This window comes from Carboxylicivirga agarovorans (assembly GCF_050589845.1).
Classification (GTDB): domain Bacteria; phylum Bacteroidota; class Bacteroidia; order Bacteroidales; family Marinilabiliaceae; genus Carboxylicivirga; species Carboxylicivirga agarovorans.
Genome location: NZ_JBNGPA010000005.1, coordinates 212,028 through 227,986, shown reverse-complemented (window position 1 = coordinate 227,986; position 15,959 = coordinate 212,028). Strand labels below are relative to the sequence as shown.

At 40.9% G+C, this 15,959-nt stretch carries 12 protein-coding genes; 8 read left to right on the top strand and 4 right to left on the bottom strand.

Going from position 1 to position 15,959, the window contains the following annotated elements:
- Window positions 1-449 precede the first annotated feature (449 nt).
- From gltB to ACRD69_RS08200, 3 genes are all read left to right on the top strand, one after another.
- On the top strand, window positions 450-4,967 hold the full coding sequence (gene gltB, locus ACRD69_RS08210) for a glutamate synthase large subunit (protein ID WP_430814585.1): 4,518 nt from the start codon (window positions 450-452) through the stop codon (window positions 4,965-4,967).
- A 154-nt stretch (window positions 4,968-5,121) separates the two neighbouring features.
- Window positions 5,122-6,546, top strand: a complete 1,425-nt coding sequence (locus tag ACRD69_RS08205; RefSeq protein ID WP_430814584.1) for a glutamate synthase subunit beta — start codon at window positions 5,122-5,124, stop codon at window positions 6,544-6,546.
- Window positions 6,547-6,719: 173 nt separating this feature from the next.
- On the top strand, window positions 6,720-7,928 hold the full coding sequence (locus tag ACRD69_RS08200) for a hypothetical protein (RefSeq protein WP_430814583.1): 1,209 nt from the start codon (window positions 6,720-6,722) through the stop codon (window positions 7,926-7,928).
- A 75-nt stretch (window positions 7,929-8,003) separates the two neighbouring features.
- On the opposite strand, the gene ACRD69_RS08195 is transcribed toward ACRD69_RS08200, so the two are convergent.
- Together ACRD69_RS08195 and ACRD69_RS08190 are read right to left on the bottom strand one after the other, a co-directional pair.
- Window positions 8,004-8,909: an alpha/beta hydrolase gene (locus ACRD69_RS08195; protein ID WP_430814582.1), complete on the bottom strand. Its 906-nt coding sequence runs from the start codon at window positions 8,907-8,909 to the stop codon at window positions 8,004-8,006.
- A 476-nt stretch (window positions 8,910-9,385) separates the two neighbouring features.
- A complete protein-coding gene (locus ACRD69_RS08190) occupies window positions 9,386-9,685 on the bottom strand; it encodes a Dabb family protein (RefSeq protein WP_430814581.1) in 300 nt (99 codons plus the stop codon).
- Window positions 9,686-9,739: 54 nt separating this feature from the next.
- On the opposite strand from ACRD69_RS08190, the gene udk reads away from it, so the two are divergent.
- Window positions 9,740-10,357 (top strand): uridine kinase, encoded by a 618-nt coding sequence (gene udk, locus ACRD69_RS08185; RefSeq protein WP_430814580.1) that lies wholly within the window; start codon window positions 9,740-9,742, stop codon window positions 10,355-10,357.
- Between the two features lie 7 nt (window positions 10,358-10,364).
- On the top strand, window positions 10,365-11,081 hold the full coding sequence (locus tag ACRD69_RS08180) for a 3'-5' exonuclease (protein WP_430814579.1): 717 nt from the start codon (window positions 10,365-10,367) through the stop codon (window positions 11,079-11,081).
- Window positions 11,082-11,197: 116 nt separating this feature from the next.
- Here the strand turns inward: ACRD69_RS08180 and ACRD69_RS08175 are convergent, their stop codons facing one another.
- Window positions 11,198-12,004: an alpha/beta fold hydrolase gene (locus ACRD69_RS08175; RefSeq protein ID WP_430814578.1), complete on the bottom strand. Its 807-nt coding sequence runs from the start codon at window positions 12,002-12,004 to the stop codon at window positions 11,198-11,200.
- Between the two features lie 6 nt (window positions 12,005-12,010).
- Window positions 12,011-12,727 carry a pyridoxine 5'-phosphate synthase gene (locus ACRD69_RS08170; RefSeq protein WP_430814577.1) on the bottom strand — a complete coding sequence of 239 codons (717 nt, stop codon included), beginning with the start codon at window positions 12,725-12,727 and terminating at the stop codon, window positions 12,011-12,013.
- Window positions 12,728-12,896: 169 nt separating this feature from the next.
- Between ACRD69_RS08170 and ACRD69_RS08165 the strand changes: the two genes are divergently transcribed.
- From ACRD69_RS08165 to ACRD69_RS08155, 3 genes are read left to right on the top strand one after another with little or no spacing between them, the layout of a single operon-like run.
- Window positions 12,897-13,562, top strand: a complete 666-nt coding sequence (locus ACRD69_RS08165) for a CBS domain-containing protein (RefSeq protein WP_430814576.1) — start codon at window positions 12,897-12,899, stop codon at window positions 13,560-13,562.
- 18 nt (window positions 13,563-13,580) lie between these two features.
- Window positions 13,581-15,014 (top strand): BamA/TamA family outer membrane protein, encoded by a 1,434-nt coding sequence (locus tag ACRD69_RS08160; protein ID WP_430814575.1) that lies wholly within the window; start codon window positions 13,581-13,583, stop codon window positions 15,012-15,014.
- Between the two features lie 23 nt (window positions 15,015-15,037).
- Window positions 15,038-15,916, top strand: a complete 879-nt coding sequence (locus ACRD69_RS08155) for an NAD kinase (RefSeq protein WP_430814574.1) — start codon at window positions 15,038-15,040, stop codon at window positions 15,914-15,916.
- Window positions 15,917-15,959 lie beyond the last annotated feature (43 nt).

Below are 15,959 nucleotides of genomic sequence, written 5' to 3'. Positions count from 1 at the left end.
AAATTAAAATAATAGAAAAAATAACTAAATACCCCTTATTTGAAAGGGGGTGTTGTTGAAAAAATAGCAAATTGAAAGTTTAAGCCCCTTTTTTGTTTAAGCATCTTCTTGTTATTTATTGTATTCTATAATGATGGTCTTTTTACTAAAAGAAGATTTTAGGCGCTTGAGGAATGTTAAATGTCAAATAATCAATAAAGTGTGAATTAAATACTATGATTGTTTAAAATTTAACAATGCTAAAACATGTCAAATGTCATAAAAAAGACAAGCTTTTCTCATGATTAATTGGTAGATATCAATGAAAATTCTATTTTTGCTTTCGGATTATAATATAAAGTACATGAAAAGCTTTCTAATTGAAAGATAACTATAGTCCATCCGATCCGACAACGAGAACGAGAACCTTACGAGGGGTAACAGTAGATTTTTCTCTTAAAACAAACAGTATGACAAAACGATTTCCAAATCCTCAGGGGTTGTATGACCCTGCAAATGAACGAGATAATTGTGGGATTGGATTTGTTGCCAATATAAAAGGTACACAATCCAATGAAATAGTGGTGAGAGGCTTGGAGGTGCTTACAAATATGACACACCGAGGAGCCGAGAGTTCAGATAATAAGTCTGGTGATGGCGCAGGTATATTAATGCAAGTGCCTCATGAGTATTTCTCTACATTTGGATTTAATTTGCCAACTGCCGGACGTTATGGAACAGGATTGGTTTTTTTACCACAGGATGAAAAGGAGGCAGCTTTTTGTCAGGAGGTACTTGATAAGTACTTTATTGCCGAAGGTCTTGAGTTAATAGGTTACCGCGACGTGCCTGTCGACAGTGATGTGATTGGCGAAATCGCCAAAGGTACCGAGCCAACGATATACCAGGTGTTTGTAAAAGGTAATTATGAGCAGGATGCCCTTGAGCGTCGTTTATACCTGGCTCGTAAGCAGGCTGAAAATGCCATAAGAAAATCAGAACTAAAAGAGAAAGAGGCTTTTTATCTTCCTAGTTTATCTTCGAAGATATTTATATATAAAGGTATGTTAACGCCGGAGCAACTTGGCCTTTACTTTTTAGATCTGAAAGATCGAAGAGTTAAAAGTGCAATTTCTTTGGTTCACTCACGCTTCAGTACTAATACATTTCCTACCTGGGATTTGGCGCAGCCATTCCGCATCATGGCTCACAATGGTGAGATCAATACCATTAAAGGTAATCGCCTTTGGATGCAGGCGCGTGAAAGTTTGCTGGAGTCTGATCTGTTTGGTGACGACCTTAAAAAACTATTCCCGGTTATTACACCTGATATGAGTGATTCGGCCTCGCTCGACAATGTGTTGGAGTTTCTGTTCTTAACCGGTCGATCATTGCCGCATGCCCTAAGTATGCTGGTGCCTGAATCGTGGAATAGTAAAAATCCGATTCCTGACAGTTTAAAAGCCTATTATGAATACCATTCAACTATCATGGAGCCATGGGATGGACCTGCGTCCATTGTATTTTCAGATGGACGCTACGTTGGAGGTACTTTAGACAGGAATGGTTTACGCCCCTCGCGTTATGTCATTACTAAAGATGACATGATCGTAATGGGATCTGAAGTTGGTGTTCAGACTTTTGCAGCTGAGGATATAAAAGAAAAAGGACGATTGAAACCAGGGAAGTTACTACTTGTAGATACTCAACTGGGCGTTATTATCCCTGATGAAGAGATAAAGTCTCAATTGTCAAAACGTCACCCATATGGCAATTGGTTGAAAGAGAACAGAATTCGTATGCGTGAGATTGACGTGCAACAGCGTGTGCCTTCTGGTTTAGGTGAAAAATACGATTCATACTTAAAAGCATTTGGCTATAATCGTGAGGATTTTGAGCAAATCATTGCGCCAATGGCTAAAACCGCGGGTGAACCGATCGGTTCAATGGGTAATGATACGCCTATCGCCGTTTTGTCAGACAAGCCACAGCGCTTCTTCTCATATTTCCGTCAGCTGTTTGCGCAGGTTACTAACCCGCCTATCGATCCTATTCGTGAAGGCCTGGTAATGGCCCTGACTAATTATATTGGTTCGGTGTCAAAAAACCTGCTTCGTGAAGAGCCGTCGCAGTGCCGCTCAATTAAGTTTGAGAGCCCCTTGATGACCAATACTGACCTTGGTAAGATAAAGGATTATATGCGTGAGGAGTTTACCCATGCAAAAATACCAATGACTTTCCCGGTTGATAAAGGTGGTGACGGACTTGAAAAAGCACTTGAGGATATCTGCAAGGCTGCTGAAAAGGCTGTTGATGATGGTATGAATTACATCATCCTGAGTGACCGTGACATTGATGAGAAGCATGCTCCTGTACCTTCTTTACTGGCTGTTGCAGCTACGCATCACCATTTGATCAAAACCAAAAAGCGCATGCAGGTTGGTTTGGTCGTGGAAACCGGTGAAGCTCGTGAAGTAATGCATTTTGCCTTATTGCTTGGTTTTGGAGCCAGTGTAATTAACCCATATGTATGTTTTGCAACCATCAATGAGATGGTGAAAGAAGGCAAAATAGAAATGGATTACGCCACTGCACGTGAAAATTATATCAAAGCTGTTGATAAAGGCTTGTTGAAAGTACTTTCTAAAATGGGTATCAGTACGCTTCGTTCATACCATGGTGCGCAAATATTTGAAGCCATCGGTGTGTCTGAAAAGGTCATTAAAAAGTACTTTATAGGAACGCCAACGAAGATTGGAGGCGTTGGCCTGGAAGAGATTGCCAAAGAAAGTATTTTGGATCATCAAAAGGCATTTAAACCTGCTTTCCAAACCAATCCTTTTGATACAAAAGGTAGCTATGCCTACCGCAAGTATGGAGAAAAGCACGGATGGAACCCTGAAACCATTGGTTTATTACAATGGGCGACATCTGAAGGTGATTATAATAAGTATAAAGAATATAGTCGTCAGGTCGATCAGGATAACAAAACACCATTGTTTATCCGTGGACTGATGAAACTGAAAGAAAGGCAGTCAATTGATATCAGTGAGGTAGAGCCTGCTTCTGAAATCATGAAGCGTTTTGTTACAGGAGCCATGTCCTATGGTTCCATATCAAAAGAGGCCCATGAAGCCATGGCATTGGCCATGAATGAAATTGGCGGTCGCAGTAATACCGGTGAAGGGGGCGAGGATGCTCAGCGCTTTCAGAGTCCTGCACGCAGTTCAATCAAACAGATCGCCAGCGGTCGATTTGGTGTAACGAATAATTACCTGACCAACGCTGATGAGCTGCAGATTAAAATTGCTCAGGGAGCCAAGCCGGGTGAAGGGGGGCAGCTGCCAGGTTTTAAGGTTGATAAAATTATTGCCAGCCTGCGTAATTCGACGCCGGGTATTACCTTGATTTCACCTCCACCTCACCACGATATCTATTCAATTGAGGATTTGGCGCAGTTGATTTACGACTTAAAGAGTACCAATCCTTCTGCCCGCGTAAGTGTGAAGCTGGTGTCAGAAAATGGAGTGGGTACTGTTGCGGCCGGTGTAGCCAAGGCTCATGCCGATCTGATTGTGATCAGCGGAACAGAAGGCGGAACAGGTGCCAGCCCCACAAGTTCAATAAAACATGCCGGTCTTCCGGTGGAGATTGGCTTGTCCGAAACACAGCAGACATTGGTGATGAATAACCTGCGCGGACGTGTGAAAATACAGACGGATGGTCAGTTAAAAACAGGTCTTGATGTCATTAAAATGGCATTGCTGGGAGCTGAAGAATATGGTTTTGCAACTTCTGCATTGGTGACTTTAGGTTGTGTGATGATGCGTAAGTGTCACCTGAATACATGTCCGGCCGGTATTGCCACTCAGGATGAGGCGTTAAGAAAACGATTTATCGGCAAGTATAAATACGTTGTGAACTTCTTTAGTTTTATTGCGGAAGAGGTGCGTGAACATTTGGCTCAGCTTGGATTTAAATCTCTTGATGAGGTCATTGGTCGCACTGATTTGATGGAGCAAAACGCTGAAGTTGGTAACTGGAAGTCGCAGGGTGTTGACCTAAGTCGTTTATTGTATTTCCCTGAGGAAGGAAAACAATATCCGATAAGAAATACAAGCGAGCAGGATCATAAGCTTGATGAGGTGCTTGACCGTCGCTTGATAAAGCAGTCGCAATCGGCACTTATTAACAAGCAAAAAGTGTGGATGGCCAGCGATATTATCAATACCGATCGAACAGTTGGTGCGATGTTGTCGGGTGAGGTATCGAAGAAATATGGCGAAGAAGGACTTGCTAAAAACACCATAAACTGCACGTTCAATGGTTCGGCAGGACAAAGCTTTGGGGCATTCCTGGCTAAAGGTGTCAGCTTCCGTCTTGAAGGAGATGCCAATGATTACTTAGGAAAAGGATTATCCGGTGGTAAGGTGATCGTTGTGCCGCCGCAGGGTACCACTTTTAAGCCTGAGGATAATATCATTATTGGTAATACGGTTCTGTATGGTGCCACAAGTGGTAACTTGTATGTGAGGGGAGTAGCCGGTGAGCGTTTTGCTGTTCGTAACTCTGGTGCTTATGCGGTTGTTGAAGGTGTTGGTGATCACTGTTGTGAATACATGACCGGAGGTCGCGTTGTTGTAATCGGTCCTACAGGTAGAAATTTTGCAGCCGGTATGAGTGGTGGTATTGCTTATGTGCTGGATGAAGACGGTAACCTGGATTATTACTGTAACAAAGGCCTGGTTGATTTAACTCCTGTTGAAGACGCTGCAGATGTACAAGAGCTTCAGTTTATGCTTAACAAGCACTTGTTGCATACCAACAGTACCAAAGCCCAGGAGGTATTGGTCAACTGGACAACGTACTTGCCGAAGTTTGTAAAGGTTATTCCGTTTGAATATAAAAAGGTATTGCAAGAACAGAAGATCAAGGAATTGGAACGAAAGCTACGTGAAACGGAAGATGCTCCTTATATAAGAGAATAGTGAAGCTTCACTAATGCGGCAAGAGATACAGATTGATTTAAGAATTAAGTTATCGGTATTGCTGATAACAATAATATAAAAGAAAATCGGGGACATAGGAGAATGAGTGAAAAGGCTCAATGGAGCCGCCCCGATTTCTTTAAAACTTGAGATTATGGCAGATCCAAAAGGTTTTATAAAATATGCTCGTAAAGATGGTGGTTACAGACCCGTCAATGAGCGTGTCGATGATTACGGTGAGGTAGAGCAAACACTGAATGTTGCTGATCGCACCTTACAGGCATCGCGATGTATGGATTGTGGAATTCCTTTTTGTCACTGGGCTTGTCCTGTTGGCAGTAAAATTCCTGAATGGCAGGATGCAGTTTATAAAGGTGAGTGGAAGCTGGCTAGTGAAATATTGCATTCAACCAATAGTTTTCCTGAATTTACAGGACGTATTTGTCCAAACCCTTGCGAAAAATCGTGTGTGTTAGCTATTCATGAAGAGGCGGTGACTATTCGCGAAAACGAATGTTCTGTAGTGGAGCGTGCCTTTACTGAAGGTTATATCGAGCCTCGCGTCCCTGAAAAACGAACAGGTAAAAAAGTAGCAGTAGTAGGAGGAGGTCCTGCTGGTTTATCGGTTGCTGATCTGCTGAATCAGGCCGGACATACAGTTACGGTATTTGAAAAAGATGATGCCGTTGGTGGTCTTTTGCGTTACGGTATTCCTGATTTTAAACTGAACAAGAAAGTTATTGACAGGCGGATAGCAATTTTTGAGAAGGAAGGCATCATTTTTAAAACCAATACTTCGGTTGGTGAAGATGTTAAAGGAGAGCAGCTTATTAAGGATTATGATGCTGTTGTGCTTACCATTGGTGCAATGAAGCCTCGCGACCTGCCAATTGAGGGGCGCGACCTGGATGGTGTTCATTTCGCAATGGATTTTCTGAAGCAACAAAATAAAGTGAACCGGGGCGAAGTATTTACAAACGGGGATCGTATTCTGGCAACAGGTAAAAACGTGCTGGTTATCGGTGGTGGTGATACAGGAAGTGACTGTGTTGGAACATCTAATCGTCAGAAAGCAAAATCGGTGACTCAAATTGAGATTCTACCTAAGCCACCTGAAAAACGTGGGCCGGGTAATCCTTGGCCTTACTGGCCCAATACCCTTAAAACATCTACTTCGCATGCCGAGGGTTGTGAGCGTAAATGGAGCTTAAACACCAAGCGTTTTATAGGTGAAAATGGAAAGCTGAAGCAGGTGGAGCTGGTTGAAGTGGATTGGAACAAGGGTGAAAATGGACAGTGGCAAATGACCGAAAAGCCTGAAACGACTTTCACAATGGATGTGGAGCTGGTAACATTATCCATGGGATTTGTTAGTCCGGTGCATGAAGGTTTGGTTAATGAATTCAAGCTTGACCTTGACGCGCGTGGCAACATCAAAACAGATGAAACCTATCAAACCAGCAAAGCCAATGTTTTTGCTGCCGGCGATGCGGCTACAGGAGCAAGCCTTGTTGTAACAGCTATTGCCAAAGGTCGGGAAGCTGCAAAAAATGTACACGCTTATTTAATGAAGGCGTAACTAAATAAAAAGTTATTATCAATTAGGGTTGTTATTAAATGCGAGAAGGCTGCTTCATTTTATGAAGCAGCTTTTTTTTGTTTTTTTATAATACGTGTAACCTTATGTATCGTTGTCTCATATACATGAAAGAGTTATGGCGTAATGCCAACTAATTGTTAAGGAAAGCAGAAATGAGGCAATCAGTAGTAAAATGGATGATGTTGGTGGCAGTGGTCGTTAGTTCGTGTAGTAGCGATGAACTGATGAATGCTTATAGTGAGAGGGGAGCTGAAAATGATAAGGCTATTTTATTGGCCAGTTCTGATGGCCTGGATGATGAAATTGAGCAGCTTGGCAAAACTGATTTCGCCATGGTGAGTCATTCAATGCATACCCGGATAGAAGGTGCCGCACTTGAAGGAAACGGTCGTTTTGTTGAGGCTCTGATCGATCTTGGTCAGTTGATGTATGAAGCCGGGTCATCGGACTGTTACTTTGACGAGCTAATGGAGATGACCTTTGATAAGGAATATTACTGTAACGTGTTGTATGACGAAGGTTTTGGAGTTTGGGAATGGGATGATAGCCGGAAGAACTTCATAAAAATACAGGAACATGAATCAGAAGTGGTTTTTATGTTTCCTGCTACCGATGCTACCGATGGTGAAATCGCTGTTTTGACTGTTACCGAGTTGTCGGTTTATGATGGTATATTTCCCGGCAAAGGCGATGTTCTGGAAGACGGAACTGTTATGAGCAATGCGCTGGAAGCATTAAGGTTAAATGTAAAGGTGGGTGGAGAACTTATATTGGCAAGTAATGTGTTGAGTACTTTCAATGCCGAAGGGTATTACGACGATGTGGCCATGACATTCAATCCAAAGCCATATAACTTAACAGGAGAACTGGCCAGGGATGATAATAAAGGGTATTGGATGTTTTCATTCAGCAATGAGACCGAAATGATACTTAATCATGAGCTGGAACTAAGTATTGATGGCGAGAATGAAGAAATGCCCGTTAATCGAATTGAAAATTCGCTGCTCATCAAAGATGTGATTATTGAAACCAAAGCTCAGACAAGCTCTTTGTATAACGAGCTGGTAAAGATTGAGGACATTGAAGAAGGGAGCGAAACTTATGCTCAGTCATTGGCTTCGGCGTTCAATGAATACACACAAATGCATGTTACATATGTGCATGATAAGACAATCATAGCAAATGTAGCCGCTGTGGCAAAGAACAATACAGCTGAAAATACCTGGTGGGTTGATCTGGAGTTTGAATTAAGCGATGGAAGCTGGATAAGCGGGGAAGAATTCTTTGATGATTACCTGACTAATTTTAAGGTGGAGCTTGAGCAGATTGTGGATGAATTTGAATGCAAGTTTGGAGTTTGACTCTTGATGCCTGATTATATAAATCGATGAAGTAAGAAAGGTGCCGCTAATGAGCACCTTTTTTATGTATGTGGCTTACTCCTGTTGCTTCAGCATAAATTCCAAAGGAATGTTTACGCGCTTTCGCCAGGCGTTTTCTGAATGATCAGCTCCCTTGAATTTTCTTGAAATATAGTTCTGATCCAATTGGTATCCATTGGACAGAAACAATTTATCAACCTTTAATTGATAAGGTTGGTATAATGAATCTAATGCCGCTGTGCCATAATCGAAATAGAAGCGATGGCTTTTTGATTCAGGAATGTTGTCGCTTAGGTAATTGATGGTAATGCCATTAACAGCCGGCCAGTGTGTCGACATGCAAATGGCGCCTTCGAATATGCCGGGATATTCGCAAACAGCATAACAACTAATTAATCCTCCCATGCTCGAGCCCATTATAAAGGTGTTGGCTTTGTTACTTTTGGTACTGTAGGTTTTGTCAATAAAAGGTTTTAGTTCTCGAACAATAAACCTGAGATACCTGTCGGCTAACATGCCTTGTTCAAATGCATTGGGATTTATGTAAATATCCTCCATCTCTAAAAGCTCTGTTTGTTGTGCTTTTGTCAATTTTTTCCAGGCACGTTGAGGAAAATATTCGGCATGTCGCTTTTTGCCGTTATTCCAAATGCCTACAACTATGCAATCGCGGATGCGTCGGTTACTTATCAATGATGCCATTACTTCATCAATACCCCACTCCTGCTTGTTCAAGGTGTTTTGTGCGTCAAACAGCATTTGCCCATCGTGCATATAAACCACGGCATAACTTTTAGCTGAATTGTAACCATCGGGGAGCCAGACATCGATATGACGGTCATCAACAAATGAAGACTTAAATGATGGGTGTCTGACTATCTTTCCTGAGGATACTATTATCTCCTGGGCACATACCGAAAAGGTGAATATGCTAAGAAACGGCAGAAGAAAGAATTTCATGATAAAACCTTTTGCTATTCAATATGACTGTAATGGCACAATATCAAAAAGATCAATTCATACGTCAAGACTTATTGCTGTTAGAATGTTATTGATGACATGGAATCATCTAATTATAGAAGGGATTATTCATTAGGTTCGTTCAATGTTCGTTCAATGTTCGTTCAATGTTCGTTCGATGTTCGTTCGATGATCAGTGAATGAAGATTGACTCTAATATGATTAATTAATTCTTGAATTAAGAAGAAATATAGGACTAAGACGAATGAATACTTCCGCCCTTATCCTTGTATTTTTCATGTTACACAGACCAATTCTCTCCCGTATTCATCTTTAAGCGTTATCCAATGCATGTAAAGAGAGGAGCCTGCTATCTGCAATTCCATAATCGTTTTCGGGGGAATTAATATTCAAAAGGCTGTTCAAACACAGAGTTTCGAACAGCCTTGATCTTATTTTGTTATGGGTGTCGCAGGTTAGTACTCGAAATCAACACATGAACGGGCTTCAAGCACTTCGCGAATTATTTTTGCAACAGCTACATGGTCGGGATGTTTGGCATATATATCCAAATCTGCCATGTTGCTGAATGTTGTGGTTAGTGCAATGTCAAACTCTTCATTCTCATTGCAGTTTAAGCCCACCTCAATTGATTTTAACTCATCAATTCTACTGTCTAAAGCCAATAAACCATCTTTGATTTCATTGAGCTTCTGTGTCTTTAAAGCTTCGTTCTCAAAGCTTTTTAATTTAAATAGAACAATATGCTTAATCATAATCGAATTATTTACTTATTTTGTTTGAGATATAATTTAAGCAAAAATAAGAAAATGCTAATAATCGGAATAGCGGGAGGAACAGGATCAGGTAAAACGACAGTAGTGCGTAAAATTATGGAACAATTACCTGATGGAGAGGTGGCTGTTTTGCCACAAGACTCGTACTATAAAGACAGTAAGCACTTGCCTTTGGAAGAACGGCAAAAGATTAATTTTGATCATCCCAATTCAATTGAGTGGGACTTGTTAAGAAAGCACATAGAAGAGTTAAAGGCTGGTCGTTCGGTTGAGATGCCACAATATTCATACTTAACATGTACACGTTCTGATGAAACCGTAAAGGTAGAGCCTCGTGATGTTATTATCGTTGAAGGTATCCTGATTTTAGGAAGCAGGGAGTTGCGCGACTTAATGGATTTAAAAGTATTTGTGCATGCCGATGCCGATGACCGTTTGTCAAGGGTTATTCAGCGTGACATAATGGAGCGCGGGCGAACGGTTGAAAAAGTTTTGGAACGTTACGATGAAACAGTAAAGCCAAGCCACCTGCAGTTTATAGAACCAACCAAGCGCTATGCTGATCTGATCGTGCCACAGGGCGGGAAAAATCAGATAGCCATCAATATATTAACTCACTTTATTGAGAGAAATTTAAGTAGCCTAAACTAGTTGACCAATGCTGGATAATATCAAAGTTGAAGATATCATGTTTCTTGATATTGAAACGGTACCGCAAGAAGCCGGTTTTGAAAATGTAGCACCTGAAATGCAGGAGCTATGGGAAAAGAAATCGGCTTATTTCAGAAACGATGATGAATCACCTGCCGATGTATATGGGCGCGCAGGTATTTATGCCGAGTTTGGTAAGATCGTATGTATCTCGGTTGGTGTTATCTCTGCACGTGGTGGTAAACGCATCTTTCGTGTTAAATCATTTGCCGGTGACAATGAAAAGGTCTTGCTTACCGATTTTGCTCAAATGCTCAATCATTTTGCCCGCGATATTCATAAAAATATATGTGGACATAATGCGAAAGAGTTTGATTTCCCATTTATTGCCCGGCGCATGCTGATCAATGGTGTTCAACTGCCGGCGATGCTTGATGTCGCGGGCAAAAAACCATGGGAGGTCAAGTTTTTGGATACAATGGATATGTGGAAGTTTGGAGACTATAAGCATTATACTTCTCTTAATCTGCTTACCACGATCTTTGATATCCCGTCACCAAAGGATGATATAGATGGAAGCCAGGTTGCCGGTGTTTTTTACGAAGAAAATGATGTTGAGCGTATAGCCCGGTATTGTGAAAAAGACGTATTGGCAACGGCTCAATTGTTTTTACGTTTCAAAGGTGAGGACCTAATCGCCGAAGATGCTGTTGAGCACGCCTAGATGGTGTTATTGCTGATGTGTTTTTAAGAGGAGTTGATGTTCGTTTCTGTCAGGTTGTCGACAGTGTATGCAATCAGGTTAAGCAATGGTATCGAAGACGCATTTAAAATCAAAAATTAATCGAGCAGAAAGTAGGCCAGTGTTTTAATCAATAGGTCCGGTTGTTCGGCATGCAGCCAGTGGCCGGCTTTGGGGATGGTCACTAATTCGGCATCTTTGAAAAATTTGCGCATAATCAGGGTGTCTTCTTCCATGACATATCCTGATTGTTCGCCCCTGATAAATACAGATGGGATTTTTACACGCACTTCTTCAGGGTCCAGCATCGAAAAGCCATCCATAATTAATTCTAATGTTTCCTTAATGACCGGCAGATTCAATCGCCATTTAAAAGTCCCTTGTTTTGTTCTCTCAATATTTTTCAGCAGAAAATGTCTGAGTCCGGCATCAGGAAGTTTAGCTGCCAATTGTTCGTCAATGGCCTTTCGGCTTTTGACATTATCAAGCAAGGTTGAAGATAAGCTGTTGATGATCAGCTCGTGGTTATTGGTTATTTGAGCATAGTTGCTGAATGACGCATACGACTTTGGCGCAATATCAAGTATAACCAGTTTGTTTATCCGCCCGGGGTGAGCTAAAGCAAAGCGCATGGCTGTTTTACCACCCATTGAGTGGCCAATTACATGCGCTTTGTCTATTTCTTTGTCATCCAAAAATTCAAGCAGGTCACCTGCCATACTTTCATAATCGTGAATTGTACTGTGTGGAGATTGCCCGTGGTTACGCTGGTCAAGCAGGTACACATGGTAATCATTCTCCAGCTGGCGGGCAATTGAAACCCAGTTATCCGATGAGCCATATAAGCCATGCAGAATCACCAGCTTGGGACCCTTTAGTCCGTATTCACGATAAAAAAGTTTCATGAAAAACTATTTGATCAGTTGTTGCTTGTACAATTGAATGGTTTTCTCTAATCCAATATAAAGGGCATCACTAATCAAGGCATGGCCAATGGATACCTCTTTCAAATAAGGAATGCGCTCATTGAAATACTTCAGGTTATCCAGGTTTAAATCGTGGCCGGCATTGATTTTTAAACCAATCTTGTTGGCCAGTTCAGCTGCTTCAACAAATGGCGCAACGGCAGCCTCACGGTCCTTGGCAAAGTCAGTTGCATAAGGCTCGGTATATAACTCAATGCGGTCGGTGTTGGTTTTAACAGCGCCTTCAATATTTCTAAGGTCTGTATCGACGAAAATTGAGGTGCGGATACCTGCTTCGCTGAATTGTCCGATCACATCCTGAAGAAAGCTCATGTTGTTGACCGTATCCCATCCGGCATTCGATGTTAATGCTTCAGGCGGATCAGGAACCAATGTTACCTGGTGAGGTTTAACTGCCAGAACAAGGTCAATGAAATCCTTTGAAGGATAGCCTTCAATATTGAATTCTGTTTTAATGGCAGGACGAATGTCATATACGTCCTGATAGCGTATATGGCGCTCGTCAGGTCTTGGATGAACAGTTACTCCGTCTCCACCGAATTCTTGAACATCAACAGCTGCTTTTAATACATTAGGAGTATTTCCGCCCCGTGAATTTCTCAGGGTAGCAACCTTGTTTATGTTAACACTTAGTTTAGTCATTGCTGTTTAATTGATGAACGCCTTTTAATGAGTGATTAAATACAAAATAAACTATCACTTAATTTTGTTTGTTATAATGTTTGACAGTATTTTTAATACTCAAACAATTACACCCCAAAAGGGTTCTTTGTTGTCGCGCAAAATTATAAAGTATTTCCAAAAGTAATCTATGTTGGCAAGAGAATTAATATCAGAAGTGGTACCTTCTTTGAAAACTTCAGACACTGGGCTTGATGCTCTTAACTGGATGGAGGTATTCCGTGTATCCCATTTGCCAATTGTCAATAACAGGTCTTTTCTTGGTCTGATCAGTGATGTTGACATCTACGATCTGAACAAGGCCGAAGAGGCCTTAGGTAATCATTCTCTGTCATATACGCGACCATATGTTTTTGCACATCAACATATTTTCGATGTTATTGAGGTTGCTTCCCGGTTGAAGTTAACTGTGGTGCCAGTTCTGGATAAAGAAGAAGAATACCTTGGTTTGATTACTCAAAGTGATTTATTGCACACGTTTGCCGATTTAATTGCCGCACATGCTTCAGGTGGGATAATTGAGCTGGAATTGCTGCCCAATGATTATTCATTGTCGGAAATTTCGAGGATCGTTGAAGATGCAGATGCGAAAATTTTGAGTTTGTATGTGTCGCAGCCTAAAGATTCAGAGAAATTATGTATTGCCATCAAGTTGAACAGAGTGGATGTAAGACCGGTATTAAACGCATTTGACAGATACGATTATTCAGTTAAAACAACTTATGTTGGGGACGATTCCTATGACGATACTGTGAAAAAAAACTACGACGCACTAATGAGGTATCTTAATATGTAGGAGATAAAGGGATAATATATGGGTAAGGCTTGTTACAGTACCCTTAAAATAGTAGGCATAGTTATCGCAATGTTGCATTGTGCAGGTCAGCTTTATGCCATAAATCCCGATACTGACGAAGAAATGCAGGCCGGCGATGGATATGTTCAGGTTCAGCAAATCATTATCTCTGGAAATAAAATTACCAAGCCACGTGTTATCCTCAATGAACTTATTTTCAAGAAAGGTGATAAGATACTAGTCAATAAACTGGGACAAATCACTAAACGGTGTCGCCATAATCTGCTCAATACCTCATTATTTAATTTTGTAGCCATTCGGTACACGCTGCAGTCTGATGAAACCATTATTTTTCATGTCAGTGTTGATGAGAGATGGTATTGGTGGGTGTTTCCGATCTTTGAAGTGGCAGATCGTAATCTGAGTTCTTTTTTCAATAATGGTGACTGGTCAAGGGTCAACTATGGGGTGTATTTAAAACGAGATAACTTCAGGGGGCGCAATGAAAAAATACTGGCGCGCATCAGGCTTGGCTTTACCACGCAAATAATGTTTGGATACCTGTCTCCGGAATATAAAAAGAGAGGTGGTTGGGGTATTCAGTTTGATTTTCGAATGTATGATCAACTGCCCTATACCACTGAGGGCAATAAGCAGATATTTAAAGGTCTGGAGACAGAAATGGCCCAGATGACATACATGGGTACAGCATACTATTCTATCCGCTCAGGCTTGTATCAGCGACATAAAATGGAGTTAAAGTATAATAACTACAATGTTAGTGATTCAATCATTGATCTCAATGCTAATTATCTGACGCCAGGTGCCAATAAGTTACAATATCTGGAGCTGAGTTATGATTATGAATACGACAGGCGCGATTCAAAAATATACCCCTTAAAGGGAACGCGACTTAAGCTCAGGGCAACTCAAACGGGGTTTGGAATATGGCAGGATGAATTAAATAACCTTAAACTTAATGGTAGCTTAGACAAGCATATTTATCTGCATGAGAGATGGCACTGGGCAAGCTTGTTATACGGAGAATATAATACAAGTAATTTGTTGCCTTATGTTTTAAATGCCGGTAGTGGATATAAATCTTTTTTAAATGGCTATGAGCTATACGTAATCGATGGAACACGGCAGGCTACCATGAAAAATCAGATGGTATTTACCTTGCTTCATCCCCGTGTGCAGAATATTGGATTTATGCCAATTACTCAATTTGCTAAAATTAATTACGCCTTTTATTTAAAAGCTTTTTATGATTTCGGTTACGTATGGCAAGAGAATCCGCCAATATCTAATACATTTGTGAATGATTGGCAGTATGGCTATGGCTTCGGTCTTGATTTTGTAACATTTTACGATATGGTATGGAGCTTTAATTATTCGGTCAATAAATTTAAACAACATGGCTTCTTCGTTCATTTTAACCTGGCCATTTAAACGATTTCGTAAAACATTTAATAATGAGGATAGCTGTATTTGGAAAGCAATTTGGGGAGGTGTTTTTTAATGCCTGCAAAAGCTTATTTCAGATTCTGAAAGAGAATAACGTGGAGATAGTTATTCACAAGCCTTTTTATCAATTTTTGCTCACCAATGTAAAAATGAAACCCGAAGTAAGTGATTTTTTCATGGACCATGATGAAATTACTGATGTTGACCTTGTTTTTAGTATAGGTGGCGACGGTACCTTTCTTGAAGCGGTGACTTATGTGCGTGATAAGGGTATTCCTATTGTGGGGATCAATAGTGGTCGGCTGGGTTTTCTGGCAGATATCTCGCAGGGAGAAATGAAGGTAGCCATTGAGGAAGTTATTGAGGGGAATTATACCACCCGGCAGATTGACCTGCTCGAAATTGAGACGGGCGACAATCATTTTGGCGAATATAATTTCGCCTTGAATGAGCTGGCCATCTCCAAGCGTGACAGTTCTGCCATGATCATCGTTCATACCTATGTCAATGATGAGTTTCTCAATTCTTTTTGGTCCGATGGTTTAATCGTATCAACAACAACCGGATCTACGGCCTATTCATTAAGTGTTGGTGGGCCGATTCTGCACCCGAGCAGTAAAAGCTTTGTTATAACTCCTATCGCGCCTCATAATTTAAATGTACGTCCAATAGTGGTGCCCAATGATGTTGAGGTGACATTAAAAGTCGAAGGGCGTGACTCAAAATTTCTCGCATCCCTTGATTCACGCAGTAAAGTCCTTGAAAATACTGTTCATCTTAAGGTTAAAAAAGCTAAGTTCAGCATCAATGTGATCGAACTGAGGGGGCATTCATTTTTTACAACCTTGCGCAATAAATTAATGTGGGGCGTTGATAAGCGCAATTAATCTTTATTTTAGTGCAATAATTTTTAATAAAAGGTGTTTGAAT